This is a genomic window from Pseudomonas sp. GM30 (assembly GCF_000282275.2).
In the GTDB taxonomy this organism is placed as follows: Bacteria; Pseudomonadota; Gammaproteobacteria; order Pseudomonadales; family Pseudomonadaceae; genus Aquipseudomonas.
Genome location: NZ_AKJP02000012.1, coordinates 49,005 through 75,864 on the forward strand (window position 1 = coordinate 49,005; position 26,860 = coordinate 75,864).

Annotated in this window: 24 protein-coding genes; 16 read left to right on the forward strand and 8 right to left on the reverse strand. The window is 60.8% G+C overall.

The features are described from left to right. Nucleotides 1-73: 73 nt before the first annotated feature. Nucleotides 74-1,156, forward strand: coding sequence for a glycine cleavage system aminomethyltransferase GcvT (gene gcvT / locus PMI25_RS10375; RefSeq protein ID WP_007967957.1), 1,083 nt, complete (start codon nucleotides 74-76; stop codon nucleotides 1,154-1,156). A 49-nt stretch (nucleotides 1,157-1,205) separates the two neighbouring features. Continuing rightward, a complete protein-coding gene (gcvH, locus tag PMI25_RS10380; protein ID WP_007967959.1) occupies nucleotides 1,206-1,589 on the forward strand; it encodes a glycine cleavage system protein GcvH in 384 nt (127 codons plus the stop codon). A gap of 107 nt (nucleotides 1,590-1,696) precedes the next feature. Here gcvH and PMI25_RS10385 read toward each other — a convergent pair whose 3' ends face one another. Then, nucleotides 1,697-2,836 (reverse strand): DegT/DnrJ/EryC1/StrS family aminotransferase, encoded by a 1,140-nt coding sequence (locus PMI25_RS10385; protein ID WP_007967962.1) that lies wholly within the window; start codon nucleotides 2,834-2,836, stop codon nucleotides 1,697-1,699. 156 nt (nucleotides 2,837-2,992) lie between these two features. Here PMI25_RS10385 and gcvP point away from each other — a divergent pair, with 156 nt between their 5' ends. Next, nucleotides 2,993-5,866 carry an aminomethyl-transferring glycine dehydrogenase gene (gene gcvP / locus PMI25_RS10390; RefSeq protein ID WP_007967964.1) on the forward strand — a complete coding sequence of 958 codons (2,874 nt, stop codon included), beginning with the start codon at nucleotides 2,993-2,995 and terminating at the stop codon, nucleotides 5,864-5,866. A gap of 129 nt (nucleotides 5,867-5,995) precedes the next feature. Here gcvP and PMI25_RS10395 read toward each other — a convergent pair whose 3' ends face one another. From PMI25_RS10395 to PMI25_RS10405, 3 genes are all read right to left on the reverse strand, one after another. After that, entirely contained in the window at nucleotides 5,996-6,316 is a 321-nt protein-coding gene (locus PMI25_RS10395; RefSeq protein ID WP_169843014.1) for a DUF2388 domain-containing protein, read from the reverse strand. A 66-nt stretch (nucleotides 6,317-6,382) separates the two neighbouring features. Further along, nucleotides 6,383-8,167 (reverse strand): GspE/PulE family protein, encoded by a 1,785-nt coding sequence (locus PMI25_RS10400; RefSeq protein ID WP_007967966.1) that lies wholly within the window; start codon nucleotides 8,165-8,167, stop codon nucleotides 6,383-6,385. 91 nt (nucleotides 8,168-8,258) lie between these two features. Continuing rightward, complete coding sequence (locus PMI25_RS10405) at nucleotides 8,259-8,597, reverse strand: hypothetical protein (protein WP_007967968.1); 339 nt, start codon at nucleotides 8,595-8,597, stop codon at nucleotides 8,259-8,261. A 126-nt stretch (nucleotides 8,598-8,723) separates the two neighbouring features. On the opposite strand from PMI25_RS10405, the gene PMI25_RS10410 reads away from it, so the two are divergent. Beyond that, entirely contained in the window at nucleotides 8,724-9,194 is a 471-nt protein-coding gene (locus PMI25_RS10410) for an Lrp/AsnC family transcriptional regulator (protein ID WP_007951785.1), read from the forward strand. Between the two features lie 134 nt (nucleotides 9,195-9,328). Here the strand turns inward: PMI25_RS10410 and PMI25_RS10415 are convergent, their stop codons facing one another. Continuing rightward, complete coding sequence (locus PMI25_RS10415; RefSeq protein WP_007967970.1) at nucleotides 9,329-10,699, reverse strand: CYTH domain-containing protein; 1,371 nt, start codon at nucleotides 10,697-10,699, stop codon at nucleotides 9,329-9,331. Nucleotides 10,700-10,855: 156 nt separating this feature from the next. On the opposite strand from PMI25_RS10415, the gene argE reads away from it, so the two are divergent. Further along, nucleotides 10,856-12,001: an acetylornithine deacetylase gene (gene argE / locus PMI25_RS10420; RefSeq protein ID WP_007967972.1), complete on the forward strand. Its 1,146-nt coding sequence runs from the start codon at nucleotides 10,856-10,858 to the stop codon at nucleotides 11,999-12,001. A gap of 238 nt (nucleotides 12,002-12,239) precedes the next feature. Next, nucleotides 12,240-13,538 (forward strand): amino-acid N-acetyltransferase, encoded by a 1,299-nt coding sequence (argA, locus tag PMI25_RS10425; RefSeq protein WP_007967974.1) that lies wholly within the window; start codon nucleotides 12,240-12,242, stop codon nucleotides 13,536-13,538. A gap of 134 nt (nucleotides 13,539-13,672) precedes the next feature. On the opposite strand, the gene tauA is transcribed toward argA, so the two are convergent. Continuing rightward, nucleotides 13,673-14,659 carry a taurine ABC transporter substrate-binding protein gene (tauA, locus tag PMI25_RS10430; protein WP_007967976.1) on the reverse strand — a complete coding sequence of 329 codons (987 nt, stop codon included), beginning with the start codon at nucleotides 14,657-14,659 and terminating at the stop codon, nucleotides 13,673-13,675. A gap of 366 nt (nucleotides 14,660-15,025) precedes the next feature. On the opposite strand from tauA, the gene PMI25_RS10435 reads away from it, so the two are divergent. The 8 genes from PMI25_RS10435 to PMI25_RS10470 all read left to right on the forward strand — a co-directional run bounded on the left by PMI25_RS10435 (nucleotide 15,026) and on the right by PMI25_RS10470 (nucleotide 22,282). After that, on the forward strand, nucleotides 15,026-16,351 hold the full coding sequence (locus tag PMI25_RS10435) for an OprD family porin (RefSeq protein WP_007967978.1): 1,326 nt from the start codon (nucleotides 15,026-15,028) through the stop codon (nucleotides 16,349-16,351). A 295-nt stretch (nucleotides 16,352-16,646) separates the two neighbouring features. Further along, nucleotides 16,647-17,285: a peroxiredoxin gene (locus tag PMI25_RS10440; RefSeq protein WP_007967980.1), complete on the forward strand. Its 639-nt coding sequence runs from the start codon at nucleotides 16,647-16,649 to the stop codon at nucleotides 17,283-17,285. A 316-nt stretch (nucleotides 17,286-17,601) separates the two neighbouring features. After that, a complete protein-coding gene (gene ssuE, locus PMI25_RS10445) occupies nucleotides 17,602-18,195 on the forward strand; it encodes an NADPH-dependent FMN reductase (protein WP_007967982.1) in 594 nt (197 codons plus the stop codon). Between the two features lie 90 nt (nucleotides 18,196-18,285). Further along, nucleotides 18,286-19,266 carry a sulfonate ABC transporter substrate-binding protein gene (locus PMI25_RS10450; protein WP_007967983.1) on the forward strand — a complete coding sequence of 327 codons (981 nt, stop codon included), beginning with the start codon at nucleotides 18,286-18,288 and terminating at the stop codon, nucleotides 19,264-19,266. A 25-nt stretch (nucleotides 19,267-19,291) separates the two neighbouring features. After that, nucleotides 19,292-20,440 carry an FMNH2-dependent alkanesulfonate monooxygenase gene (gene ssuD / locus PMI25_RS10455; RefSeq protein ID WP_003229262.1) on the forward strand — a complete coding sequence of 383 codons (1,149 nt, stop codon included), beginning with the start codon at nucleotides 19,292-19,294 and terminating at the stop codon, nucleotides 20,438-20,440. 8 nt (nucleotides 20,441-20,448) lie between these two features. Further along, nucleotides 20,449-21,231 carry an aliphatic sulfonate ABC transporter permease SsuC gene (gene ssuC, locus PMI25_RS10460; protein WP_007967985.1) on the forward strand — a complete coding sequence of 261 codons (783 nt, stop codon included), beginning with the start codon at nucleotides 20,449-20,451 and terminating at the stop codon, nucleotides 21,229-21,231. After that, complete coding sequence (ssuB, locus tag PMI25_RS10465) at nucleotides 21,228-22,034, forward strand: aliphatic sulfonates ABC transporter ATP-binding protein (RefSeq protein WP_007967987.1); 807 nt, start codon at nucleotides 21,228-21,230, stop codon at nucleotides 22,032-22,034. The genes ssuC and ssuB overlap by 4 nt, the downstream gene beginning before the upstream one ends. A 32-nt stretch (nucleotides 22,035-22,066) precedes the next feature. Beyond that, nucleotides 22,067-22,282 carry a TOBE domain-containing protein gene (locus tag PMI25_RS10470; protein WP_007967989.1) on the forward strand — a complete coding sequence of 72 codons (216 nt, stop codon included), beginning with the start codon at nucleotides 22,067-22,069 and terminating at the stop codon, nucleotides 22,280-22,282. Between the two features lie 183 nt (nucleotides 22,283-22,465). On the opposite strand, the gene PMI25_RS10475 is transcribed toward PMI25_RS10470, so the two are convergent. Both PMI25_RS10475 and PMI25_RS10480 read right to left on the reverse strand, forming a co-directional pair. After that, entirely contained in the window at nucleotides 22,466-23,104 is a 639-nt protein-coding gene (locus PMI25_RS10475; RefSeq protein ID WP_007967991.1) for a TetR/AcrR family transcriptional regulator, read from the reverse strand. A 259-nt stretch (nucleotides 23,105-23,363) separates the two neighbouring features. Next, on the reverse strand, nucleotides 23,364-24,740 hold the full coding sequence (locus tag PMI25_RS10480) for a glutamine synthetase family protein (protein WP_003229254.1): 1,377 nt from the start codon (nucleotides 24,738-24,740) through the stop codon (nucleotides 23,364-23,366). A gap of 278 nt (nucleotides 24,741-25,018) precedes the next feature. Between PMI25_RS10480 and PMI25_RS28755 the strand changes: the two genes are divergently transcribed. Further along, nucleotides 25,019-25,375, forward strand: a complete 357-nt coding sequence (locus PMI25_RS28755; RefSeq protein ID WP_150113620.1) for a glutamine amidotransferase — start codon at nucleotides 25,019-25,021, stop codon at nucleotides 25,373-25,375. A 95-nt stretch (nucleotides 25,376-25,470) separates the two neighbouring features. Then, nucleotides 25,471-26,829 carry a glutamine synthetase family protein gene (locus PMI25_RS10485; protein WP_007967993.1) on the forward strand — a complete coding sequence of 453 codons (1,359 nt, stop codon included), beginning with the start codon at nucleotides 25,471-25,473 and terminating at the stop codon, nucleotides 26,827-26,829. Nucleotides 26,830-26,860: the final 31 nt, after the last annotated feature.

Here is a 26,860-nt window from a genome sequence, read left to right on the forward strand (position 1 = left end):
AGCCTTCTATTTCGCGGCTTTCATCCCGTACAGCGGCTGTCCGCACCTTCGCCACGCCCGGAAGGAGAAACCCATGGGACAGCGTACGCCTCTGTATGACCTGCATCTCGCCCTCGGCGCGAAGATGGTCGATTTTGGCGGTTGGGACATGCCACTGCATTACGGCTCGCAGGTCGAGGAACACCACGAGGTGCGCCGCGATTGCGGGGTGTTCGATGTTTCCCATATGACCGTTATCGACGTTGATGGCCCACAGGCCAAGGCCTGGCTGCAGCATTTGCTGGCCAATGACGTCGAACGCCTGCATCGGCCCGGCCGCGCGCTCTACAGCACGATGCTCAACGAACGTGGCGGCATCGTCGACGACATGATCGTCTATCGCCTCGAAGACCGTTATCGTCTGGTGTTCAACGCCTCCACCCGCGATCAGGATCTGGCGTGGATGCAGGCGCAGGTCGGCGGTTACGACGTGCATCTGCACGAGCGTCAGGATCTGGCGATGCTCGCCATTCAAGGCCCGCAGGCCCGGCAGAAGATTGCCGAACTGGTGACCCAGTCACGCGCCGCACTGATCCAGCACCTCAAACCGTTCGAAGCCGAAGTCGATGGCGACTGGTTCATCGCCCGCACCGGTTACACCGGTGAGGACGGCCTGGAAATCGCCTTGCCCGCCGAGCAGGCGCCGGGATTTTTCAACGATCTGATCGGTGCCGGCATTTCGCCGATCGGCCTCGGCGCCCGCGACACGCTGCGGGTCGAAGCCGGGATGAACCTCTACGGCCAGGACATTCATCAAGATGTATCGCCGCTGGCGTCCAATATGGCCTGGAGCATCGCCTGGGAACCGGCTTCGCGGCAGTTCATCGGTCGTGCGGCGCTGGAAGCGGAAAAAGCCGCGGGCGTTGCGCACAAACTGGTGGGTCTGGTGCTTGAGGAGCGCGGTGTTTTGCGCGCCCATCAGGTGGTTCGTATCGCCGATGTTGGCGAAGGAGAGATCACCAGTGGTAGTTTCTCTCCTACGCTGAGCAAATCGATTGCCCTGGCGCGTGTACCGATGGCCACTGCCGACCGCGCTGAAGTGGAAATCCGTGGCAAGTGGTATCCGGTACGAGTGGTCAAACCGACCTTCGTGCGCCATGGCAAAACCTTGATCTGACCTTTTCCGGCGGGCCTGACCGCTGACAATTTTCTTGAGGACACCGAGCATGAGCAATATCCCCGCCGAACTGCGTTTTGCCGAAAGTCATGAGTGGGCGCGTCTGGAAGCCGACGGCACCGTTACCGTGGGCATCAGCGATCACGCGCAGGAAGCGCTGGGCGATGTGGTGTTCGTCGAGTTGACGGAAGTGGGTAACAAGTTCGCCGCTGAAGATCAGGCCGGTGTAGTCGAGTCGGTGAAAGCCGCTTCCGACATCTACTCGCCGATTGCCGGTGAAGTGATCGCCGTCAACGAAGAACTGAGCGGCACGCCGGAACTGCTGAACACCGATCCATACGGTGCGTGGATCTTCAAGCTCAAGCCGGATAACGCTGCTGATCTGGAAAAACTGCTCGACGCCGCCGCCTACAAGGCTGCAATCGGCGAATAATCCTCGCCCCGTGTAGGAGCTGCCGAAGGCTGCGATCTTTTGATTTTGTTTTTAAAGACAAGATCAAAAGATCGCAGCCTGCGGCAGCTCCTACATTGATCAGGGCTTCAGGGCTTCAATACGGCTTTAACCGCCGCCACCGAACGCTCGACATCGTCCTTGGTCATGCTGGTGAACATCGGCAGCGAAACGATCAGTCGTCCGACCCGCTCGGCCACCGGCAACATCCCTTCCTTGAAACCGCGCTCGCGGTACAGGCTCAGCAAGTGAATCGGCGGGTAGTGATAACCGATGCCGATGCCGTGCGCCTGCATCTGCTCCATGAACGTGGCCCGAGCCGGCAAGCCATCCTGGCGCTCCGGCAGGACCAGCTGGAACAGGTGCCAGTTGCTCTGGGTGAAGTCCGCCGGTGGCAGTTGGGCGCCATAGGTCGCTTCGAAGTCATCGCCAAAACATTTGAAGTAGTGCCGGGCCAGTTCCTGACGATGGGCGGTCAGCGCCTCGATAGGGGCGAACTGACCGAGGCCGATGGTGGCGGCGACATCGGTCATGTTGAACTTGCCGCCGAGCACATCAACGTCGAGGCCGTCGAAGCCATTGCGGGTTACGCCCTGCAAACGATACTTCTCCGCCAGCCGCGCTTCTTCCGGGGTGTTCAGCACCAGGCAGCCGCCCTCGGAGCAGGTGACGTTCTTGTTCGCCTGAAAGCTGAACGACACGAAATCGCCGGTGGCGCCGATGCGCTGGCCGTTCCAGCTCGAACCCAACGCCTGAGCGGCGTCTTCGACAATCCGCAGGTTGTGTTTGCGCGCGATGGCGTATAGCCGATCCATGTCCACCGGCAGGCCGGCGAGGTACACCGGAATCAGCGCTTTGGTGCGCGAGGTGATCGCCGCTTCGAGCTTGTCCAGATCGATGTTGCGGGTCACCGGGTCGATGTCGGCGAACACCGGGGTGGCGCCGACTTCGAGAATCACGTTGGCGGTGGCGACCCAGGAAATCGGCGTGGTGATCACTTCGTCACCCAGGCCGATGCCGGCGATGCGCAGGGCGATTTCCATGGTGCAGGTGCCGGAGTTGAACGTGCGCACCGGGCGCCCGCCGAAGTATTCCGACAACTGTGCTTCAAAGGCCTGGACCTTCGGCCCGCTGGTGATCCAGCCGGAGCGCAGCACGTCGCCGACGGCGGCAATCGTGGCTTCATCGATGACAGGTTTGGAAAACGGCAGGAACGGCAGTTGGCTCATGAGGGTTCGATCATCCGAAAGTTGGACGCCTGATGCAGGCGCTACAGCATGCCCCGGAACACCCGGCGCCGCCAAGCCGTGCGCGTCAGGATCGGCTGCTATGCTGGTTTGACCGTGTTGCATTGACGCCGAGCGCCAGCCAAGAGAGAGCCCGTCATGTCCCAGTTGCCATCCTTGAGCCAGTTACGCGACCCCGAAGCCTTCCTGCGCCGCCATTTGGGCCCCGACGCCGCCGAACAGCAGGCGATGCTCGACAGCCTGGGCCTCGGCAGCCGGGTCGAACTGATCGAGCAGACGGTGCCGCCGGGCATTCGCCTGAATCGGGCGCTGGACTTGCCGCCGGCCCTCGACGAGCAGGCGGCGCTGGCCAAACTTCGTGGTTATGCCGAGCAGAATCAGGTGTGGACCAGCCTGATCGGCATGGGCTACCACGGCACGCTCACACCGACCGTCATCCTGCGCAATGTGCTGGAAAATCCCGGCTGGTACACCGCCTACACCCCGTATCAACCGGAGATCGCTCAGGGCCGTCTCGAAGCGCTGCTGAATTTCCAGCAACTGACCATCGACCTCACCGGGCTTGAACTGGCCAACGCCTCGTTGCTCGACGAAGCCACCGCTGCCGCTGAAGCCATGGCCTTGGCTAAACGCGTGGCGAAGTCGAAGAGCAATCTGTTCTTCGTCGATGAGAATTGTCACCCTCAGACCATTTCCGTGGTGCAGACCCGCGCCGAAGGTTTTGGCTTCGAGTTGATCATCGATGCTGTGGATAACCTCAGCCTGCATCAGGTGTTCGGCGCGTTGCTGCAGTATCCCGACACGCACGGCGAGATCCGCGACCTGCGTCCGGTGATCGATCAACTGCACGCACAGCAGGCGCTGGCCTGTGTGGCGGCGGATCTGTTGAGCCTGTTGCTGCTGACGCCGCCGGGTGAACTGGGTGCGGATGTGGTGTTCGGTTCGTCCCAGCGCTTCGGCGTACCCATGGGCTACGGTGGCCCGCACGCGGCGTTTTTCGCCAGCCGCGAGGAATACAAACGGGCGATTCCCGGGCGGATCATCGGCGTGTCGAAAGACGCCCGTGGCAATGTGGCGTTGCGCATGGCCCTGCAAACCCGTGAGCAACATATTCGCCGCGAGAAGGCCAACTCAAACATCTGCACCGCGCAGGTGCTGTTGGCCAACATCGCCAGTTGCTACGCGGTGTATCACGGGCCACAAGGCTTGAAACGCATCGCCCAGCGTGTGCACCGCTTGACCTGCATCCTGGCGACGGGCCTTGAGCGCCATGGCCTGCAGCGGGTCAACGGGCAGTTTTTCGACACCCTCACGCTGGAGGTTGGCGGCGCGCAGAGCGCGATCATCGACAGCGCCAAGGCTGCGCAGATCAACTTGCGGATTCTTGGCCGTGGGCGAGTGGGGTTGAGCCTCGATGAGACGTGCGATGAAAGCACGGTGGCGAAACTGTTCGATGTGCTGCTCGGTGCCGATCATGGTTTGAACGTCGAACAACTCGATGCAGAAACGCTGGTTTCCGGTATCCCCGACACCCTTCAGCGCACCACGCCGTACCTGCGCCACCCGGTGTTCAACGCGCATCACAGCGAAACCGAGATGCTTCGCTACCTCAAGCAACTGGAGAACAAGGATCTGGCGCTCAACCAGTCGATGATCCCGCTGGGCTCCTGCACCATGAAACTCAATGCCGCCAGCGAGATGCTTCCGATCACCTGGCCGCAGTTCGCCAATCTGCACCCGTTCGCGCCACGGGAACAGGCGCTCGGTTACACCTTGATGATCGAAGAGCTGGAGCGCTGGTTGTGCGCGATTACCGGGTTCGATGCGATCTGCATGCAGCCCAATTCCGGCGCTCAGGGCGAGTACGCCGGGCTGCTGGCGATTCGCAAATATCACGAGAGCCGGCAGCAGGGCGCACGGGATATCTGCCTGATCCCGTCCTCGGCGCACGGCACCAACCCGGCCTCGGCGCAGATGGCCGGGATGCGCGTGGTGATCGTCGAGTGCGACGAGGCCGGCAACGTCGATCTGGACGACCTGAAAACCAAGGCCACCGAGGCGGGCGACAAGTTGTCGTGCCTGATGGCGACCTATCCATCGACCCATGGTGTGTACGAGGAGGGCATCAGCGAGATCTGCGAAGTGATCCACCAGCACGGCGGGCAGGTGTACATGGACGGCGCCAACCTCAATGCGCAGGTCGGGCTGGCGCGGCCGGCGGACATCGGCGCCGATGTGTCGCACATGAACCTGCACAAGACCTTTTGCATTCCCCATGGCGGCGGCGGGCCGGGCATGGGGCCGATCGGTATTCGCGCGCATCTGGCGCCATTTGTCGCCAATCACCCGGTGGTGCCGATTGACGGCCCGCTGCCACAGAACGGCGCGGTCAGCGCGGCGCCGTGGGGCAGTGCGAGCATTTTGCCGATCAGCTGGATGTACATCGCGATGATGGGGCCGCAACTGGCGGATGCCAGCGAAGTGGCAATCCTCGCTGCGAATTATCTGGCGCAGCATTTATCCGGCGCATTTCCGGTGCTCTACACCGGGCGCAACGGGCGGGTGGCCCATGAGTGCATTCTCGATTTGCGCCCGTTGAAGGCGCAGACCGGGATCAGTGAAGAGGACGTCGCCAAGCGTCTGATGGACTATGGCTTCCATGCGCCGACCATGTCATTCCCGGTGCCAGGGACGTTGATGGTCGAGCCGACCGAGAGCGAGTCCAAGGCCGAACTGGACCGGTTTATCGGCGCCATGCTGAGCATTCGTGCAGAAATCACCGAAGTGCAAAACGGCAACTGGCCGGCGGAAGACAATCCGCTCAAGCGCGCACCGCATACCTTGGCGGATGTCACCGGAGTCTGGGAGCGGCCTTACAGCATCGAACAGGGCGTCACCCCGGATGCGCACACCAAGGCGCACAAGTATTGGCCGGCGGTGAATCGGGTGGATAACGTTTATGGGGATCGCAATCTGTTTTGTGCTTGCGTCCCGGTGGACGATTACCGCTGAAGAGCAAAAGATCGCAGCCTTCGGCAGATCCTGCACTGATCCCTGTAGGAGCTGCCGAAGGCTGCGATCTTTTGCTTTTTGCTTAAAAAAATGCCGCTCGATCGAGCGGCATTTTTGTTAGCGGCAATCTTACTCGGATGCCACTGCATTCTTCGCCAGAATCGCATTCGCCAGTTCCATGTCCGTGGCTTGCAGACCCGGGTTGTCGGCGCGGACTTTCTGCATCGCCGCTTCCAGGTACGGCCCACGGATGCCGCCATCGCTGGCGACGAAGCTGCCGGCATCGTCCTGTGCGGCAACGATCAGCTTGTGATCCTTGAAGGTCAGGTAGGTCGAACCGGTGGTGGCGCCGGAGGAAATGACGTTACGCCAAAAGCTGTCGGCCATCGCTGAACCAACGGGAAGGGACAGCAAGGCAAGGGTGGCGACAGCAAGTTTGAGACGCATGATTGAGTGACTCCTGGGGGTTAACTACGGCGTTGGATTGCGATTTCCCCGATCCGGTTCCGTAGTGGCCTATTTCTGCTCGCTCTGCGGTGTCACCCGCAGCACTTCTTCAAGGGTGGTCAGCCCCGCCGCGACCTTTTGCGCGCCCGACAGGCGCAGGCTGCGCATGCCTTCCTTGAAGGCTTGCCGGCGGATGGCGGTGAGGTCGGTGTCCGGGGTGATGAGGGCTTTGAGGCTGTCGCTCAACTGCATGATTTCGTAGACCCCGGCGCGCCCGCGATAACCGGTGTCGCGGCACTCCAGACAACCGATCGCCCGTTGCGCATTGCCCGGCAGCGGCGCTTGCCATGGGCGGGTCAGGGTCTGCCAGTCTTCCTCTTCCAGCGTCAGCGGCGCCTTGCAGTGTGGGCACAGGGTGCGCACCAGACGCTGGGCCATGACCCCGAGCACCGTGGCCTTGATCAGATAGTGCGGCACGCCGAGTTCCAGCAGTCGGCTGATCGCGCTGGGGGCATCGTTGGTGTGCAGGGTCGACAGCACCAGATGGCCGGTGAGTGCGGCCTGAATCGCCATTTCCGCGGTCTCCAGGTCACGGATCTCGCCGATCATGATGATGTCCGGGTCTTGCCGCATCAGCGCACGCACGCCGGCGGCGAAGCTCAGGTCGATGTTGTGCTGCACCTGCATCTGGTTGAATGCCGGTTCGACCATTTCGATCGGGTCTTCGATGGTGCAGAGGTTGATTTCCGGCGTCGCCAGTTTCTTCAGCGTGGTGTAGAGCGTGGTGGTCTTGCCTGAACCGGTCGGCCCGGTGACCAGAATGATGCCGTTGGGCTGGCGGGTCATGTCCTGCCAGCGGCGCAGGTCGTCGGCGGAAAAGCCCAACTGATCGAAATCCTTGAGCAGCACTTCCGGGTCAAAAATCCGCATGACCATTTTTTCGCCAAACGCGGTGGGCAGCGTTGAAAGCCGCAGCTCCACTTCGCCACCGTCCGGGGTCTTGGTCTTGACCCGGCCGTCCTGGGGTTTGCGCTTCTCGGCGACGTTCATCCGCCCGAGGCTTTTCAGGCGGCTGACGATCGCCATGGTCACCTGCGGCGGGAATTGATAGACGTTGTGCAGCACACCGTCGATGCGAAAGCGCACGGTGCCCTGTTCGCGACGCGGTTCGATGTGGATATCACTGGCGCGCTGCTGGAAGGCGTACTGGAACAGCCAGTCGACGATGTTGACGATGTGCGCGTCGTTGGCATCCGGCTCCTGATCGCTGGCGCCAAGGTTGAGCAGTTGTTCGAAGTTGCCGAGGTTGCCGCTCTGCGCGTCGGCAGTGCTGGCGCCGCTGACCGATTTGGCGAGGCGGAAGAACTCGACGCTGAAGCGCTGGATGTCCACCGGGTTGGCGACCACCCGTTTGATCGGCAGCTTCAGCACATGGGTCAGGTCGGCCTCCCAACCGGTGACGTAGGGCTGGGCGCTGGCGACCACCACCGCATCGCGGTCGACCGCTACCGCAAGAATCTTGTGCCGTTGGGCAAAGGCGTAGGACATCAGCGGAGTGATCGCCGCAACGTTGATCTTCAACGGGTCGATGCGCATGTACGGCTGGCCGGCCTGCTGCGCCAGCCACAGGGTCAGGCTTTCCAGGTCGAGGTGTTTGCCCGGACGGCTGAGGTCATCCAGTTGCTGGCTGGCGATAAATTCCAGCGGATGCTGCTGGCCGTGGGTCGCGTGGCGGCGCCGGGCATTGAGCGCCTGCTCCGCCGAGTCCTGGCTGATGAAGCCCTGGGCAACCAGCTCACGCAACACATCGTTGAGATCCAGCCAGCGGTCCTGAGTGGCGAGTTGAACGGACATGCGGGCTTCCTTTTAAACGACTGTGCGCAAAGGATAGTCGTGGCCCCGCCGACCGTTGGGCCACTACCCGACAAAGGCATTGCCGGATTTTTCAGGCGCTGGCCTGCGCCGGCGCATCCCACGCCGCATCGGCGTTTTGCAGGTTTACCGAGCAGACGCTAATCAGGTTACGAAGTTTTTCCGCAATCACCTCGGCGCGATGCCAGCTCAGACCGTCGATGACGATATCGATCGACAGCAGATCGTCGAGCCGCTCGACGTGGACCTGCTGCGGGGTGAGGAATTGCAGGGCGAACAGGTTCAGCACCCGTACCAGCAGATCCGGCTCGGCTTCGGCGAGCAACTGGTAACACGCGCAGCAGTGGGCGTTGTTGACGTTCCACACATCGGCGCGGGGCGCAGGGGTATTTACGGCTTCGAGGTGAGGCATGTCCGGTCTCCAGAGTCAGTGGAGGAATTTTTACATTCGATGCTGGGCATTTCTTGTCTAAGATGAGCGGATCAGTGGATTGCTCGACAAGAACAATTCGGTAAATGATCATTTTGGGGATTGGTTATGCACAGCGAGCTGGACAGTTACGACCGGCGCATTCTCGCCCTTCTGCAAGAGGACGCGTCGCTGTCCAGCGCGCAGATCGCCGAGCAGGTGGGCCTTTCGCAATCGCCGTGCTGGCGGCGGATTCAGCGGATGAAGGAGGAGGGCATCATTCGCGGGCAGGTGACCTTGCTCGATCGCAAGAAGATCGGCCTGAATACGCAGATCTTCGCCGAGATCAAACTCAACGCCCACGGACGCTCGAACTTCACCGAGTTCACCGAGGCGATTCGCGGCTTTCCGGAAGTCTTGGAGTGTTATGTGCTGATGGGCGCGGTGGATTTTCTGTTGCGGATTGTCGCGGCGGACATCGAGGCGTATGAGCGATTCTTTTTCGAGAAGCTGTCGCTGGTGCCGGGGATCCAGGAAGTGAATTCGATTGTGGCGCTGTCGGAAATCAAGTCGACGACCAGCCTGCCAGTCTTGCGCTGATCCTTTTGTGGCGAGGGGATTTATCCCCGATGGGTCGCGAAGCGGCCCCAAAATCTGCAATTGCAGGAATCGGGAGTCCTTCGGCCTCCAGCGGGAGCAAGCTCCCTCGCCACAGTTTCAGGTGTTGCTGAGCATCACATACGCAGCAGCATTTTCCACGCACGATTCTGATAAACCGCAATCGCCTGCTGCTTGCGTGCATCGAGCAGTTCGTCAGTGATGGTCGGTTCGTTGGCCAGTTGCGCCAGTTTGTTCAGCTCGCCGTACAGGCGATCCATTTCCGCGATCTCCAGCACGTTGCGCGCGTGGTGCAGCCAGACCTGGATGCGTTCGATGCGCGGCAGTTGCTCGGCCAGATCTTCCGGTTGCTGCTGATAGCGCTGCAATTGCAGGGAAGTGGCTTCCTCGCCGAGCATGCGTGGCAACCAGCTGTGCAGTTGCGCCGCGCCCTGGCGATTGCCGCGGGTGTTACGCTCGGCGGTCCAGGTGCGGGCCAGCAGCCAGCGCGAAACCGTCAGCGAAAACAGGCCCCAGCGCGGATCCTCCAGCTCTTCAAGGAATTGCTCCGGCGCCGCCTTGCGCACGTCTTCGTCTTCGATGCCGACCTGAACCAGCGGGCGCCAGTCTTCGAGCAATGCGTCCAGCGCCACGCGCAGGTCGTGAGTGGCCGGACGTGGTGCAGCCTGGCCGAGGCTGCTGAGCAAGGCGCGCATTTCCGCGAGGTTCTCGACCCAGTCCTGCAGCAGGCGCCAGTGGCCGTTGAAGCGATATTGTTCGGCCAGACGCTGGCTGCTGCCGAGCAAGTGCCAGGCCAGTGCGGCGAAGGCGTCGTCGAGTTGGGTTTCCGGGGTCAGTTGCGGCGCCGGCAGACTCAGCGAGTAGCTGTTGGCGTCGTACAGACGGTAGCCGCGCTCGGCCTTGCTGATGTCGCACGGCATCAGGGCCAGGGTTTCGGCCAGTTCGGCAGCCAGTTCCAGCAGTGCGGCCGGTTCGCCTTCGCGCAATTCCAGTTCCAGCTCGCAGATTTCTTCTTTCTGTTTGCCGACCACCACATGACCAAGATCCAGCGCGGCTTCGATCACCACCTTGGCCTTGCCGCGGCCCCAGGCGATTTCCGCGCGCTCGCGGACGAAGTCGGTGGTGAAGATCGGCTTCAGGGTTTTCTTGTCCAGCTCGGCCAGCGCCTCGGGCCAGCATTCGCCGTCGAGTTTCTTCACGTCGAGCTTGGCTTTGGGCAACTTCCAGTCGTACTCGTTACGCTCGGACAGACCGGCAACGCTCTGGCCGCGGGTCTTGAGGGTCTGAATCACTTCGTCACCGTCCTTGCGCAGACGCAGGGCGACTTTGGCCTGGGCCAAGTCGCGCTCGGGGGTGTCGAAGTACTGGTTCATCAACTCACGGCGTTCCCAGCCATTTTTGTTGCGTTTTTTCAGTAGCGGGTGCTCGCGCAGGGCAGCGAGGGTTTCGCGGCTGACGCGGAGTTTGATTTCGGTTTCTTTCTGCATGGCCGGAAAATCCAGGATCGGGAGCGCAGCCGGGGGAATGTGTGGCTGCCAAGGCCGTGCAGTGTACAGGACTCAAACTTCCTACGCCCTGCGGCGGTTTATTCCGAGCGCCGGATGGCTCTATGATGGACTTCAAATCGGGAGTTGGAGTCAGCGATGCCTTTGCCATCCATGCAAGACCAGTTCGCGGCACTGATCGCCGCACCGTCGGTCAGTTGCACCCAACCGAGCCTGGATCAATCCAACCGGGCAGTGATCGATTTGCTTGCCGGTTGGCTGGGTGATCTGGGCTTCTACTGCGATATCCAGCAGGTCAGCCCCGGCAAATTCAACCTGCTCGCCAGTTTCGGCAGCGGTCCCGGCGGCCTGGTGCTGGCCGGGCACAGCGATACCGTGCCGTACGACGATGCGCTGTGGCAGACCGATCCGCTGAAACTCACCGAAGTCGATGGCCGCTGGGTCGGGCTGGGCAGTTGCGACATGAAGGGTTTTTTCGCGCTGATCATCGAAGCCGTGCAGCCGCTGCTCGACCAGCCGTTCAAGCAACCGCTGCTGATCCTCGCCACCTGTGATGAAGAAAGCTCGATGTCCGGTGCTCGCGCGCTGGCCGAGGCCGGCAAGCCGCTGGGCCGTGCGGCGGTGATCGGCGAGCCGACCGGGCTCAAGCCGATCCGCATGCACAAGGGCATCATGATGGAGCGCATCGATATCCTCGGGCAGAGCGGCCATTCGTCGGATCCGCGCCTGGGTCACAGCGCCCTCGAAGCGATGCACGATGCCATCGGCGAACTGCGCGGTTTGCGCCTGCTTTGGCAGCGTGAATTCAACAACCCGCAGTTCAGCGTGCCGCAGCCGACCATGAACTTCGGCTGCATTCATGGCGGCGACAACCCGAATCGCATTTGCGGCCAGTGTTCGCTGGAGTTCGACCTGCGCCCGCTGCCGGGCATGGACCCGAAAGTCCTGCGCGCGGAAATCCTGCGCAAGCTCAATCCGGTGGCCGAGCGGCATCAGGTGAAGATCGATTACAAGCCGTTGTTCCCGGAAGTGCCGCCGTTCGAGCAGGCCGAAGAGGCCGAATTGGTGCGTATTGCCGAAAAGCTCACCGGTCACCGCGCTGAAGCAGTAGCGTTCGGCACCGAAGCGCCTTATCTTCAGCGCCTTGGCTGCGAAACCATCGTGCTCGGCCCTGGCGACATCGCCTGTGCACACCAGCCCGGCGAATACCTTGAAATGTCACGTTTGCAGCCTACCGTGCATCTATTGCGGCAGTTGATTGAACATTACTGCCTGAAGAATTGATCGCATCCCTTGTAGGAGCTGCCGCAGGCTGCGATCTTTTGATTTTGTTTTTAAAGATCAAAAGATCGCAGCCTGCGGCAGCTCCTACTGGGGAAGCCGTTAAATTAATGGAAGTCCAACCCGTATTCATGAGGAGAGCGCGCGTGTCGCCAAGCCTGTTCCGACGATAACCATCAGCCCGCTGTGCGTTTTCCGTTTCGCCCTTTTTCCGGCTGCTATTTATTACAGGCCCAGGTTCATGCCCGAATACGTCAATTGGCTTCGTCACGCGTCCCCTTACATCAATGCCCACCGCGACTGCACCTTCGTCGTCATGCTGCCCGGCGACGGCGTGGAGCATCCGAACTTCGGCAACATCGTCCACGACCTCGTGCTGTTGCACAGCCTCGGCGTGCGTCTGGTGCTGGTTCACGGTTCGCGCCCGCAGATTGAAACCCGTCTCGCTGCTCGCGGCCTGACCCCGCACTACCATCACGGCATGCGCATCACCGACGCGGCAACCCTGGAATGTGTAATCGACGCGGTCGGTCAGCTGCGCATCGCCATCGAAGCGCGACTGTCGATGGACATGGCCTCGTCGCCGATGCAGGGCTCGCGTCTGCGGGTGGCCAGCGGCAACCTTGTGACGGCGCGGCCGATCGGTGTGCTGGAAGGTGTCGACTACCACCACACCGGTGAAGTGCGCCGGGTCGACCGCAAAGGCATCAATCGTCTGCTCGATGAACGCTCGATTGTGCTGCTGTCACCGCTGGGCTATTCGCCGACCGGGGAAATCTTCAACCTTGCGTGCGAAGACGTCGCCACCCGCGCCGCGATTGATCTGGGGGCCGACAAACTGCTGCTGTTCGGCGCCGACCTCGGTCTGATCGACGAGAACGGCAAACTGGTGCGCGAACTGCGTCCGCAACAGGTGCCGGCGCATCTGGCGCGTCTGGGCAACAACTATCAAGCGGAACTGCTGGATGCCGCCGCCGAGGCCTGCCGTGGCGGCGTGGCGCGCAGCCATATCGTCAGTTATGCCGAGGACGGCGCGCTGCTGACCGAACTGTTCACCCGCGACGGTGGCGGTACGCTGGTCGCTCAGGAGCAATTCGAACTGGTGCGCGAGGCGGCGATTGAAGACGTCGGCGGTTTGCTCGACCTGATCAGTCCGCTGGAAGAGCAGGGGATTCTGGTGCGTCGTTCGCGCGAAGTGCTGGAGCGCGAGATCGAGCAGTTCAGCGTGGTCGAGCGGGAAGGGATGATCATCGCCTGTGCGGCGCTGTACCAGATTGCCGATTCGGACGCCGGTGAGCTGGCGTGCCTGGCGGTGAATCCGGAGTATCGCCACGGTGGTCGCGGCGATGAGCTGCTGGAGCGCATCGAGACCCGTGCCCGGGCGCAAGGGTTGAAAACCCTGTTCGTCCTCACCACCCGTACCGCGCACTGGTTCCGCGAACGCGGTTTCGAGCCAAGCAGCGTCGAGCGCCTGCCGGCGGCGCGGGCGTCGCTGTACAACTATCAGCGCAACTCGAAGATCTTCGAAAAGACCCTCTGAAGATTACCGAGGGATTCTTGTGGTGAGGGAGCTTGCTCCCGCTGGGCTGCGAAGCGGCCCCAAACCGGTGTTTGCCGGAATTGGGAGTCCTTCGGCCTCCAGCGGGAGCAAGCTCCCTCGCCACATATGTATCTTTATTCAGGTACAAACTTCGCACTGACGTACGGCGAATAGTCCGGCAGCACCGTCTCGACCTTGCCCTGTTCCTTCAAAAACTTTGCCGTCTCACCAATCGCCTTCGCCGTGCCGCCGTCCAGCAGTGCGGTGGTTTGCTGTGCCTTGGCATCGGGGAAGGCCGAGCCGGCCAGCAGCTCCGGTACATCAGCGGCGTTGGCACCGGTCAATTTGGCGATTTTCTGCACCGGCGCCGAGTCGGCCGTCCAGCTGTCTTTATGGCTGGCGTAATCGGCAAACGCGTCTAGAGTGACCTTGGCAAATTTGGCTACCACCTCAGGGTGCTTCTCGGCGAAATCCTTGCGCGCAACCCAGACTTCAAATGTTGGCGCGCCCCATTGGCCGACTTGAGCGGCATCGGTCAGGGTCTTGCCGGTCTTGCGGATTTCACCCAGTGCTGGCGACCAGACAAACGCGCCATCGATATCCCCTCGCTTCCAGGCTGCGGCGATTTCCGCCGGTTGCAGATTCACCACTTTGACTTTCGAGGTGTCCAGGCCCCAGTGCTTGAGAGCGCCGAGCAGACTGTAGTGGGAGGTGGAAACGAAGGGCGTGGCGATGGTCTTGCCGACCAGATCCTGCGGGGTGTTGATCCCGCTGCCATTGCGCACCACCAAGGCTTCGGCGGCATTGATCTGCGCCGAAACAATGAAGGCGACGATCGGCAGATTGCGTGAAGCGGCGGCTGCCAAAGGGCTGGAGCCGAGGTTGCCGATCTGTACGTCGCCCGATGCAATGGCTGTCACAACTTCCGGGCCACTATTGAAGCGTCGCCAGTCGATCTTCTGGCCGATGGTCGTTTCGTAAGTGCCGTCGGCCTGAGGAACTTTGCTCGGGTCGATACCGGTTTGATAGCCAATCGTGAGGTTGGCGGCTTGAGCGGAAAAAGAAATTATCGCCGATACACAAACTGTAACAAATTGACTAGATAGTGCCCGTTTGGCCATGATGGCGTCGCCTTTTGGATAGGGTTTGACGTGATTCGAATACGTCAACGCTAATCGATCTAAAAATAGGCGAACAAATACCATTTAGTAATTAGCTTAGTAGCCGATATCCTGTGTTGCGCTGCAGGTGGCCATTACTGGGCCATATACCCAAATGGTATAAAAAAGAATGAAATAATTCTTTTTGGGGTTATCAGGAAAGTCAGTACTGTGCAGGGACCCAAATACTGCGATTAGACCTTGGTCGTAGACACACAAGGTTACGATTGACTTGTCAGTCACGCTCTGGCGCTAATCGCGAACCTACGGATCCGGGCATTCGACCAGGACCAGGAACACAAGAATTAGAAACGAGAGGAGCTTTACATGAACAAGTCCACCTTGGCCCTGGCTGTGGCCGTAGGGGTTATGGCGCAGCAGGCAGGCGCCGCCGGTTTCATCGAAGACAGCAAGGCCACTCTGGGCCTGCGCAACTTCTACATCAACACTGACAACCGCGATGGCGCTGGCGCGAACAAGAACGAAGAGTGGGGCCAAGGCTTCGATCTGCGTTTCATCTCCGGCTATACCCAAGGCACCGTGCAGTTCGGTGTTGACGCGATCGGCCTGTACGGCGTGCGTCTGGATTCCAGCCCGGCTACCAGCGGCAACTCCGCAGGTACCGCTTCCGGCGGCACCGTGTTCCCAAGCGATGGCAACCGTGCAGTGCATGACTTCGCCAGCCTGGGCGTGACCGGCAAGGTCAAGATCTCCCAGACCGAACTGAAGGTCGGTACCCTGATGCCGAACAACCCGGTCATCAAGTACAACGACGGTCGTCTGCTGCCGCAAACCTTCCAGGGTGAAGCAATCACCTCGAACGAGTTCAAGGATCTGACCCTGACTGCCGGTCAGGTTGAGGCCGTGAAAGGTCGTAACTCGAGCAACAACGAGAACATGTCGATCGCCGGCGCAAACGCCAGCTCGAACTACGACAGAGGCGTGTTCAGCAACAAGTTCTACTACGGTGGTGCTGACTACAAGGTCACCAAAGACCTGACCGCTTCGTACTACTACGGCGAGCTGAAGGACTTCTACTCGCAGAACTTCCTGGGTCTGGTGCACAACTGGGCAATCGGCCCGGGCGTGCTGAAAAGCGACCTGCGTTACTACCGCAGCCGTGACAACGGTGCCAACGGCGATACCGCTGCCTACTACACCAGCGGTTACTACGGTGGCACTACCACCAAGGGCAAAGTCGACAACGATCTGTACAGCTACCTGGCCCTGTACTCGGTTGAAGGTCACACCTTCGGTGCCGGCTACCAGTACACCAAAGGCGACAGCGACTTCCCTTGGCTGAACCAGGGTGACGGCTCGTCCAACAGCACCATCACCGACATGCAGATCCAGAAGTTCGCCCGTGCTGGCGAGCGCACCTGGCAGGCTCGCTACGGCTACGACTTCGCCAAGATCGGCGTTCCTGGCCTGACCGCCAACCTGATTTATCTGCGTGGCAACAACATCGACACTCCGCTGGGCGAAAAAACCGAGTGGGAACGTGACCTGACCATCGGTTACGTGATTCCGGAAGGTCCGCTGAAGAACCTCGGCGTTGCCTGGAAAAACGCGATGTGGCGTACCGATCTGGCGAACACCCGTTCCCAGGACGAAAACCGCCTGATCGTCAGCTACTCGATCCCGCTGCTGTAATAGCGCGCTCAAGCGGTTGATGTAAAAAAGCCCCGTCCGGCACCGTGCCGGACGGGGCTTTTGCATTTCCGGGTCAGACTCACCCCCGTAAGCCTGTCCCGGAATTCCCCTCTTTTGCAGCTACTCAAGGCCTTCTCGAACCTTGGGGGCGATGTTCGTCGCGATGCCGGCGAGCGTCCAGTGAACGATGTTTAATATTCCTTTAGATTCTAGATGTCTTCTTATTTATTCTTTTTCATGATGTGAAATCCCGAGCTACAGTTGAGTTCTCCAACAACTCATCAGGAGCAGCACCATGAGCCTCAGACTCGGCGACATCGCCCCCGACTTCGAACAGGATTCCAGCGCCGGCAAGATTCGTTTCCACGAGTGGCTGGGCGATAGCTGGGGCGTGCTGTTCTCCCACCCGGCCGACTTCACCCCGGTGTGCACCACCGAGCTGGGCTTCACCGCCAAGCTCAAGGATGAGTTCGCCAAGCGTGGCGTGAAAGCCATCGCGCTGTCGGTTGACCCGGTGGACTCGCACCACAAGTGGATCGAAGACATCAACGAAACCCAGAACACGATCGTCAACTTCCCGATCCTGGCCGATGCCGATCGCAAGGTTTCCGACCTCTATGACCTGATCCATCCGAACGCCAATGACACGCTGACCGTGCGCTCGCTGTTCGTGATCGATCCGAACAAGAAGATTCGCCTGACCATCACCTACCCGGCGAGCACCGGGCGCAACTTTCACGAGATCCTGCGGGTGATCGATTCGCTGCAGCTCACCGACAACTACAAGGTGGCCACCCCGGCCAACTGGCAGGACGGTGAGGAGGTGGTGATCGTGCCGTCGCTCAAGGACGAAGAAGAAATCAAGCGGCGCTTCCCCAAAGGCTATCGCGCGGTCAAGCCATACCTGCGCCTGACGCCGCAGCCGAACAAGTGAATCAGTGAGATTGGCGGCGTAGCCACCACCGTCATCGCGAGCAGGCTCACTCCTACATTTGAAATGCGTTCCCCTGTAGGAGTGAGCCTGCTCGCGATAGCGCCAGTCCGTTCAACGCAAAACCACTAAGCAGGGGATTTCAGGCCGTTTTCACGGCCTGTTTTTTTGCCCGCAACAAAGCAGATCGCATATCTCTTAAACGCATAACCAAATGAATAAATATGATTTATGGATATATAAATCAACTGGTAAGGTCACTCCATCGACGCGAGATCGCAGCCCGCGAATCGCCTGTAACGCGCAAGGAATTGTCTGAATGCTGGTCGTCTCACTCGGTGGCAGTCCCAGCCAGCGCTCCCGCTCAGGAGTGTTGCTCGAGCGCTCGCAACGCTGGTTGCAGGAGCAGGGGGTGGAAGTGGTGAGTTATCAGGTGCGGGACTTCCCGGCCGAAGACCTGCTGCATGCCCGCTTCGACAGCCCGAAAGTGCTCGACCTGCTGGCGCAGATTGAAAATGCCGACGGTCTGCTGATCGCCACACCGGTGTACAAGGCGTCGTTTTCCGGGGCGCTGAAGACCGTGCTCGATCTGCTGCCCGAACGCGCCTTGAACCACAAGATCGTTCTGCCGATGGCCACCGGCGGCAGCATCGCCCACATGCTGGTGGTCGATTACGCGCTCAAACCGGTGCTGTCGGCATTGAAAGCCCAGGAGATGCTGCAAGGCATTTTCGCCGAGGACAGCCAGATCGCTTACGGCGAAGGCAGTGCCGCGGCGCAGTTGGCGCCAGCGCTGGAGCAGCGTCTGCATGAAGCGCTGGATCAGTTTGTCAGCGCCATGGCCCGCCGGCCGAAACCGCTGGAGCCGGGCCTGTTGAATGAACGTTTGTTGAGTGCTCGCTGGAGCACTTAAGCCTCACCGGAATTTGAAGTACTCACCTTACTCAGCCGTCAACGGCCAAGCAGGTGCAGCCACAACCCAACAGCAAAAAAGGAGAGCGCTATGCGCACTGTATTTTTGCGTCGTGGTCTGGTCGCTCTGTTTGCTGCGGCTGTGTCCTTCGGCGCCATTACTCAAGTTCAGGCCGAGACTTTACGGATCGGTTATCAGAAGTACGGCACGCTGGTGCTGCTCAAAGCCAAAGGCACTCTCGAAAAACGTCTGGCCGCGCAAGGCGTGGACGTGCAATGGACTGAATTCCCCGGCGGCCCGCAACTGCTCGAAGGCTTGAACGTCGGCTCGATCGACTTCGGCGTGACCGGTGAGACTCCGCCAGTGTTTGCCCAAGCGGCGGGCGCTGATCTGCTCTACGTCGCCTACGAACCGCCAGCGCCGAACAGCGAAGCGATCCTCGTACCGAAGGACTCACCGATCAAATCGGTGGCGGATCTCAAGGGCAAGAAAGTCGCCCTGAACAAAGGCTCCAACGTGCACTACCTGCTGGTGCGCGCACTGGAAGATGCCGGCCTCAAATACGCCGATATCCAGACCGTATTCCTGCCGCCCGCCGATGCCCGCGCTGCGTTCGAGCGTGGCAGCGTCGATGCCTGGGTCATCTGGGATCCGTACCAGGCCGCTGCCGAGCAACAGCTGCAGGCGCACACCCTGCGTGACGGCAAAGGCATCGTCGACAACCACCAGTTCTATCTCGCGACTAAACCTTACGCGCAGAAAAATCCCGAGGTGATCAAGACCCTCGTCGAAGAAGTGCGTGCTGTCGGTGAGTGGTCCAAAGCCAATCCTGAAGACGTGACCCAGCAGGTCGCGCCACTGCTCGGGCTGCCGGCGGACATCACCCTGACCTCGGTGAAACGCCAGGGCTACGGTGCGCTGTTCCTGACCCCGGACGTGGTCGCCGCACAACAGAAAATCGCCGACACCTTCTACCAGCTCAAGCTGATTCCCAAGCCGTTGAGCATCAAGGATGTGATCTGGACCCCACCGGCCGCTGTGGCCCAAAGCTCGGTTACCCAAGCCCAGTAAATCGAATCCCCAAGGAGACCACTCCATGAGCCTCAACATCTTCTGGTTCCTGCCTACCCACGGCGACGGCCATTACCTTGGCACCGCTGAAGGCGCACGCGCCGTTGACCACGGTTATCTGCAACAGGTCGCGCAAGCGGCGGATCGTCTGGGCTTTGGCGGCGTGCTGATTCCCACCGGCCGTTCCTGCGAAGACTCGTGGCTGGTCGCCGCGTCGCTGATCCCGGTGACCCAGCGTCTGAAATTCCTTGTCGCCCTGCGCCCCGGGATCATTTCCCCGACGGTGGCGGCGCGGCAGGCAGCGACGCTGGATCGTCTGTCCGGCGGCCGTGCGCTGTTCAACCTGGTGACCGGCGGTGACCCGGAAGAGCTGGCCGGTGATGGTCTGTTCCTCAACCACGAAGAGCGTTATCAAGCCTCGGTGGAATTCACTCGCATCTGGCGTCGGGTGCTGGAAGGCGAAACCGTCGATTACGACGGCGAACACATCAGCGTGAAGGGCGCCAAGCTGCTCTATCCGCCGATCCAGCAACCGCGTCCGCCGCTGTACTTCGGCGGCTCCTCCGAAGCGGCGCAGGATCTGGCCGCCGAACAGGTCGAGATGGTGCTGACCTGGGGCGAACCGCCAGCCGCGGTGGCCGAGAAGATCGAACAGGTTCGTGCCAAAGCCGCCAAGCTCGGACGCACTGTGCGCTTCGGCATTCGTCTGCACGTGATCGTGCGCGAAACCAACGCCGAAGCCTGGCAAGCGGCAGACCGGCTGATCTCGCATCTGGACGACGACACCATCAAACGTGCGCAGGCCTCGCTGGCGCGCTTCGATTCGGTCGGCCAACAACGCATGGCCGCGCTGCATGGCGGAAGTCGCGACAACCTCGAAGTCAGCCCGAATCTGTGGGCCGGCGTCGGTCTGGTGCGCGGTGGTGCGGGTACGGCGCTGGTCGGCGATGGCCCGACCGTGGCCGCTCGCGTGAAGGAGTACGCGGATCTGGGTATCGACACCTTCATCTTCTCCGGTTATCCACACCTCGAAGAGTCGTACCGCGTCGCTGAACTGCTGTTCCCGCACCTCGACATCGAACGTCCGGAGCTGCCGAAAAGTGCAGGTTACGTCAGCCCGTTTGGCGAGATGGTGGCCAACGACATTCTTCCCAAAGCCGCGTCGCAGAGCTGAGGCGCGCCATGAAAAAATTTATCCACAGCCTCGCGCCCTGGGCGTTGCCGGTGCTCCTGCTGGCGGTGTGGCAGTTGTCGGTGTCGGCCGGCTGGTTGTCGACGCGGATCCTGCCGGCACCGGTGGCGGTGATCGAGGCCGGTGTCAGTCTGGTGCGCAGCGGCGAGATCTGGACCCACCTGGCAATCAGCGGCTGGCGCGCGGCGCTGGGCTTCACCATCGGCGGCAGCATCGGTCTGGTGCTGGGCTTCATCACTGGCCTGTCGAAGTGGGGCGAACGCCTGCTCGACAGCTCGGTGCAGATGATCCGCAACGTGCCGCACCTGGCGCTGATTCCGCTGGTGATTCTGTGGTTCGGCATCGACGAGTCGGCGAAGATTTTCCTGGTGGCGCTGGGCACGTTGTTTCCGATCTACCTCAACACCTATCACGGCATCCGCAACGTCGATCCGGCGCTGGTGGAAATGGCGCGCAGTTATGGCTTGAGCGGTTTCAGCCTGTTCTGGCAGGTGATTCTGCCGGGCGCGCTGCCTTCGATTCTGGTCGGTGTGCGCTTTGCGCTGGGCTTCATGTGGCTGACGCTGATCGTTGCCGAAACCATCTCCGCCAGCTCCGGCATCGGCTATCTGGCGATGAATGCCCGGGAGTTTTTGCAGACCGATGTGGTGGTGCTGGCGATCCTGCTTTACGCGGTGCTCGGCAAGCTTGCTGATCTCGCGGCCCGTGGCCTTGAGCGTGTGTGGTTGCGCTGGCATCCGGCCTATCAGGTGGCCAGGGGAGGTGCGGCATGACCGCTCAACAACCTCCACGCCTGCTGCGCGGGATTCCGCTGGTGGTGCGCAACCTGCAGAAAACCTTCGGTGCGCGGCAGGTGTTGCGTGACATCGACCTGCACATTCCGGCGGGGCAATTCGTCGCCGTGGTCGGGCGCAGCGGGTGCGGCAAGAGCACCTTCCTGCGCTTGCTCGCCGGCCTCGATCAACCGACTGGCGGCGAGCTGCTGGCCGGTGCTGCACCGCTGAGCGATGCGCGGGAAGACACCCGGTTGATGTTCCAGGAAGCCCGGCTGCTGCCGTGGAAAAAGATCATCGACAACGTCGGACTCGGTCTAAAGGGCAACTGGCGCCCGCAAGCACTGGAAGCGCTGGAAGCAGTGGGCCTGGCGGATCGCGCCAACGAGTGGCCGGCAGCCTTGTCCGGTGGGCAGAAGCAGCGTGTGGCGCTGGCCCGGGCGCTGATTCACCAACCACGCCTGCTGCTGCTCGACGAGCCGCTGGGTGCGCTGGATGCGCTGACCCGGATCGAGATGCAGCAACTGATCGAACGACTCTGGCAAAAGCATGGCTTCACCGTGCTGCTGGTGACTCATGACGTCAGCGAAGCGGTGGCGATTGCCGACCGGGTGATTCTGATCGAGGACGGCGAAGTCGGCCTCGACCTGCAAGTGGAACTGCCACGCCCGCGAGTACGTGGCTCGCATCGACTGGCGGCGCTGGAAACCGAAGTGCTCAACCGTGTTCTGTCCCTGCCCGGCGAACCGCCGGAGCCGGAACCTGTTTCACCCCTGCCTACGCAATTGCGTTGGGCGCAATAACTCAAGCTTTATCAACGACAGGAATCAAAGCCATGACTATCAAAGCCATCAACGTGCGCAACCAGTTCAAAGGCTCGATCAAGGAGATCGTTCTCGGCGACGTGCTGTCGGAAATCGACGTGCAGACCGCCTCCGGCATCGTCACTTCGGTGATCACCACCCGCTCGGTCAAGGAGCTGGAACTGGCGGTGGGCAGCGAGGTGATCGCCTTTGTGAAATCCACCGAGGTGTCGATCGCCAAGTTGTAAGCCTGTGGATAAAAACAAACCCCGAAAGGCGTGAGCCCTTCGGGGTTTTTTGTTATCTGCATCAGCTGAGGATGGTGTCGCGGCCATCGCTGGCAAGCCAGCTCCCACAGGTTATCTGTCGGTCACCAAATCTGCATACACAGAAGCTCCTTGTGGGAGCTGGCTTGCCAGCGATGAGGCCATTCAGCTCACCAGATGTCTCTTGGGTAGATAAGGCGGCAGATACAACCCGAGATAGGCATCAAACACCCGCATCCCTTCCTCGGCCATGCGCGGCGTGATCTGCCCGTACTGCTGCACCGAGCGTGCATACACGCGGTCGCCCAGTTCCATCGCCAGCGCAAACACGTCGACATCGCTTGGCAGGCGCGGCAATTCGAAGTGATGGTCGAACAGCTTGTGCATCAGGTCGCCCAGTTCGATGTCGTGCTGCCGGTCGGCCTGGGTCACTTCGGTCAGGCCGTGCTGGGCGAGGATCAACTGGCGGGCGGCGGCGTCTTCGTCGTAGATCTCCAGCATGCGTTGCTCGATCAGTCGCGAGAGGTCGCGCCAGTCTTGCAGCGCTTCGTGGTCGATCGGTGCCTGCAGGCAGGCGCGAAACGCCGCGTGCACATCGGCGGTCAATGCTTCGAGCAGCGCCGGGACGCTGGCGAAGAAGTGGTACACGGAGGACGGCGGAATCTGCGCGCGTTCGGCGACGCTGTAGATCGACAGACTGGCCACCCCCTCGGCGGCCAGCAGCGTGCGCGCGGCGTCGAGTATCGAATCGATTCGCGCCTGGCTGCGGGCACGGGGTTTGCGGACGGGGGCGGGACGCGTCATGGAAGTCTCCTGCGGGGCAGCGGGCATTGTACGAGCCGGGTTCGATGTTGTCTGCCCGGACGCCATCGCTGGCAAGCCAGCTCCCACAAGGAATGTTTGTGTACTCGGAATTTATGTTCGACGAAGAACCTGTGGGAGCTGGCTTGCCAGCGATCCGCCGCAGGCGGCCATTCACACCAAACACAGGGGTTTGTGTTCTGCCATAAAAAAACGCTGCGGGCTGAAATGGCCGGCAGCGCTTTTTATTCCTGCAATCCGCTTAAACGGTATGCAGGTACCAGTTGTACTCAAGGTCGGAGATGGAGTGTTCGAACTCCTCCAGCTCGCTTTCCTTGCAGGCGACGAAGATATCGATGTATTTCGGATCGATGTACTTGGCCATCACCTCGCTGTCGTCCAGCTCGCGCAGGGCATCGCGCAAGTTGTTCGGCAGGCTTTGTTCGTTCTGCTCGTAGCTGTTGCCTTCGACCGGAGCGCCCGGTTCGATCTTGTTCACCAGACCGTGATGCACACCAGCCAGGACCGAAGCCATCAGCAGATACGGGTTGGCGTCGGCACCGGCCACGCGATGTTCGATACGCACGGCATCGGCAGAACCGGTCGGTACGCGGATCGCCACGGTGCGGTTGTCCAGGCCCCAGCACGGCGAGTTCGGTACATAGAACTGCGCGCCGAAGCGACGGTACGAGTTGACGTTCGGGCAGAGGAAAGCCATCTGCGCCGGCAGGGTCTCGAGCACACCGCCGATCGCGTGACGCAGCGCGGCGTTCTGCTCGGGATCCTCGCTTGCAAAGATGTTCTTGCCATCTTTGTCGAGCACCGAGATGTGGACATGCAGACCGTTACCCGCCTGGCCCGGGTAAGGCTTGGCCATGAAGGTGGTGTCCATTTCATGGTCGTAGGCGATGTTCTTGATCAGACGCTTGAGCAGTACCGCGTAGTCGCACGCCTTGATCGGGTCGGCGACGTGGTGCAGGTTCACTTCGAACTGCGCCGGGGCACTTTCCTTGACGATGGCGTCGGCCGGGATGCCTTGCTCTTTGGCGCCTTCCAGAATGTCCTGGAGGCAGTCGACGTATTCGTCGAGGTCGTCGATCAGGTAGACCTGAGTCGAGTGCGGGCGTTTGCCGGAGATCGGTGAACGTGGCGGCTGAGGGCGGCCGTTCACGTTTTCCTGGTCGATCAGGTAGAACTCCAGCTCGAAGGCTGCGCAGATGGTCAGGCCCAGTTCGTCAAACTTTGCAACAACTTGACGGAGCACTTCGCGCGGATCGGCGAAGAACGGGTCGCCTTCGAGTTCGTGCATGGTCATCAGCAGTTGCGCGGTAGGGCGCTTCTGCCATGGCTCGTTGCACAGGGTATCGGGGATTGGATAGCAGATCCGGTCGGCGTCGCCGATGTCCAGACCCAGGCCGGTGCTTTCCACCGTAGAGCCATTGATATCCAGAGCAAATAGGGAGGCCGGCAGGTTGATGCCTTTCTCGTAAACCTTGTGGAGGCTGGTGCGTTCGATGCGCTTGCCGCGCACCACACCATTCATATCCGCAATCAGAAGGTCAACGTACAGAACCTCAGGATGTTCCTTAAGGAACGCGTTCGCTTCGTTAAGCTGAACGGCACGCGGGGGTACCGACATGATGCAACACCTTTGTTGTTAAAAATATCAATCATTGATCTTTTCTGGTTTCAGTCAACCCGAACGGCCTGCCGAAGTCAAGCGAGGCCTTTTTTGCCCTAAAAAAGCGCTGCAAGTGCATTTATGGGGCACTTTGGGGCAGTTTTTTGTCCTTGGGACGCTTGGCACCCGCGGGCTTGAGCAGGCCGTGTTGTATTTTTTACGGGGGTGTTGTGTAAAAAAATGAACAAGGCTAAGCTCCGATCAAACCCATAACAGCAATAATACCGGGGTGCTTCATGTCTCGCCTGCCGTTAATCGGCATCACCGACTGCTCGCAACAGTCCGGTCTGCATGCTCAACACATCAGTGGCGACAAATCCGTCCGTAGTGCAGCCCGCAAGGCTTGCGGCCCGTCGACGATATTCTCGTCGGCAGCAGCCAGAACGGCAGCGTCCGTTATTCTGGACGTACGACAAAGCATTCTGTTTATGGCGTCCCCTTCCAATATAGATCCCTTTGAGTCTCAAAACCTGTGCCGCTTCTCCAGCCGTGCTCGTGATTCTGCACGTATTGAATGTGCACAGGAAATGCAACGCCAGCGTAAAGGGCAGGTAAGCTCCTCTTTCATTGTCTATGCGCGGTGCCAGGCGTAAGCCGGCACTGCGCGCAAGCAAGCCCCCTTTAACGCGACGCCACGGCGTCAAACTTTGCCTGACACGATGTCAGGAGACTCAGCCCAGAGGCATTTATGAGTAACAACCTCGACCAGCTCACCGATTGGTTGAAAGACCACAAGATCACAGAAGTCGAATGCATGATCGGCGACTTGACCGGTATCACCCGGGGCAAGATCTCGCCGACCAACAAATTCATCGCCGAGAAGGGCATGCGCCTGCCGGAAAGCGTTCTGTTGCAGACCGTGACCGGCGACTACGTCGAAGACGACATCTATTACGAACTGCTCGACCCGGCCGACATCGACATGATCTGCCGCCCCGACCAGAACGCCGTGTATCTGGTGCCATGGGCCATCGAGCCAACCGCCCAGGTGATCCACGACACCTACGATAAGCAAGGCAACCCGATCGAGCTGTCGCCGCGCAACGTCCTCAAGAAAGTCCTCAAACTCTATGCCGACAAGGGCTGGCAGCCGATCGTGGCGCCTGAGATGGAGTTCTACCTGACCAAGCGCAGTGACGACCCTGACTATCCGCTGCAGCCGCCAATCGGCCGCTCGGGTCGTCCGGAGATCGGGCGTCAGTCGTTTTCCATTGAAGCGGCGAACGAATTCGACCCGCTGTTCGAAGACGTCTACGACTGGTGTGAACTGCAGGAACTGGACCTCGACACGCTGATCCACGAAGACGGCACGGCGCAGATGGAAATCAACTTCCGTCACGGTGACGCGCTGTCGCTGGCCGACCAGATCCTGGTGTTCAAACGCACCATGCGCGAAGCCGCACTCAAGCACGACGTGGCCGCGACCTTCATGGCCAAGCCGATGACCGGCGAGCCGGGCAGTGCGATGCACCTGCACCAGAGCATCATCGACATCGAGACCGGCAAGAACGTGTTCTCCAATGAAGACGGGACCATGAGCCAGCTGTTCCTGCACCACATCGGTGGCCTGCAGAAACTGATCCCGGAACTGCTCCCGCTGTTCGCCCCGAACGTCAACTCGTTCCGCCGCTTCCTGCCGGACACTTCGGCGCCGGTGAACGTGGAGTGGGGCGAAGAGAACCGCACCGTGGGCCTGCGCGTACCGGATGCCGGCCCGCAGAACCGCCGCGTGGAAAACCGTCTGCCGGGTGCCGACGCCAACCCGTACCTGGCGATTGCCGCGAGCCTGCTCTGCGGTTACATCGGCATGGTCGAAGGCCTCAATCCGAGCGCGCCAGTCGTTGGCCGTGGCTATGAACGCCGCAACCTGCGCCTGCCGCTGACCATCGAGGATGCGCTGGAGCGTATGGAGAACAGTGCGACCATCGAGAAGTACCTGGGCAAGACCTTCATCACCGGCTACGTCGCGGTCAAGCGGGCCGAGCATGAAAACTTCAAGCGCGTAATCAGTTCCTGGGAGCGTGAGTACCTGCTCTTCGCCGTCTGATACGCCGGGCGCGGCTGGCAGCAGCCGCGCC

Coding starts and splice junctions, on each gene's coding strand:
- PMI25_RS10470 (WP_007967989.1), top strand. CDS start 22,067: ATGACTATCAAAGCCATCAACGTGCGCAACCAGTTCAAAGGCTCGATC.
- argE (WP_007967972.1), top strand. CDS start 10,856: ATGCCTTTGCCATCCATGCAAGACCAGTTCGCGGCACTGATCGCCGCA.
- gcvP (WP_007967964.1), top strand. CDS start 2,993: ATGTCCCAGTTGCCATCCTTGAGCCAGTTACGCGACCCCGAAGCCTTC.
- ssuC (WP_007967985.1), top strand. CDS start 20,449: ATGAAAAAATTTATCCACAGCCTCGCGCCCTGGGCGTTGCCGGTGCTC.
- PMI25_RS10435 (WP_007967978.1), top strand. CDS start 15,026: ATGAACAAGTCCACCTTGGCCCTGGCTGTGGCCGTAGGGGTTATGGCG.
- ssuD (WP_003229262.1), top strand. CDS start 19,292: ATGAGCCTCAACATCTTCTGGTTCCTGCCTACCCACGGCGACGGCCAT.
- PMI25_RS10480 (WP_003229254.1), bottom strand. CDS start 24,740: ATGTCGGTACCCCCGCGTGCCGTTCAGCTTAACGAAGCGAACGCGTTC.
- ssuE (WP_007967982.1), top strand. CDS start 17,602: ATGCTGGTCGTCTCACTCGGTGGCAGTCCCAGCCAGCGCTCCCGCTCA.
- tauA (WP_007967976.1), bottom strand. CDS start 14,659: ATGGCCAAACGGGCACTATCTAGTCAATTTGTTACAGTTTGTGTATCG.
- PMI25_RS10475 (WP_007967991.1), bottom strand. CDS start 23,104: ATGACGCGTCCCGCCCCCGTCCGCAAACCCCGTGCCCGCAGCCAGGCG.
- PMI25_RS10405 (WP_007967968.1), bottom strand. CDS start 8,597: ATGCCTCACCTCGAAGCCGTAAATACCCCTGCGCCCCGCGCCGATGTG.
- PMI25_RS10385 (WP_007967962.1), bottom strand. CDS start 2,836: ATGAGCCAACTGCCGTTCCTGCCGTTTTCCAAACCTGTCATCGATGAA.
- PMI25_RS10485 (WP_007967993.1), top strand. CDS start 25,471: ATGAGTAACAACCTCGACCAGCTCACCGATTGGTTGAAAGACCACAAG.
- gcvH (WP_007967959.1), top strand. CDS start 1,206: ATGAGCAATATCCCCGCCGAACTGCGTTTTGCCGAAAGTCATGAGTGG.
- ssuB (WP_007967987.1), top strand. CDS start 21,228: ATGACCGCTCAACAACCTCCACGCCTGCTGCGCGGGATTCCGCTGGTG.
- PMI25_RS10440 (WP_007967980.1), top strand. CDS start 16,647: ATGAGCCTCAGACTCGGCGACATCGCCCCCGACTTCGAACAGGATTCC.
- argA (WP_007967974.1), top strand. CDS start 12,240: ATGCCCGAATACGTCAATTGGCTTCGTCACGCGTCCCCTTACATCAAT.
- PMI25_RS10410 (WP_007951785.1), top strand. CDS start 8,724: ATGCACAGCGAGCTGGACAGTTACGACCGGCGCATTCTCGCCCTTCTG.
- PMI25_RS10415 (WP_007967970.1), bottom strand. CDS start 10,699: ATGCAGAAAGAAACCGAAATCAAACTCCGCGTCAGCCGCGAAACCCTC.
- PMI25_RS10400 (WP_007967966.1), bottom strand. CDS start 8,167: ATGTCCGTTCAACTCGCCACTCAGGACCGCTGGCTGGATCTCAACGAT.
- gcvT (WP_007967957.1), top strand. CDS start 74: ATGGGACAGCGTACGCCTCTGTATGACCTGCATCTCGCCCTCGGCGCG.
- PMI25_RS10450 (WP_007967983.1), top strand. CDS start 18,286: ATGCGCACTGTATTTTTGCGTCGTGGTCTGGTCGCTCTGTTTGCTGCG.
- PMI25_RS28755 (WP_150113620.1), top strand. CDS start 25,019: ATGTCTCGCCTGCCGTTAATCGGCATCACCGACTGCTCGCAACAGTCC.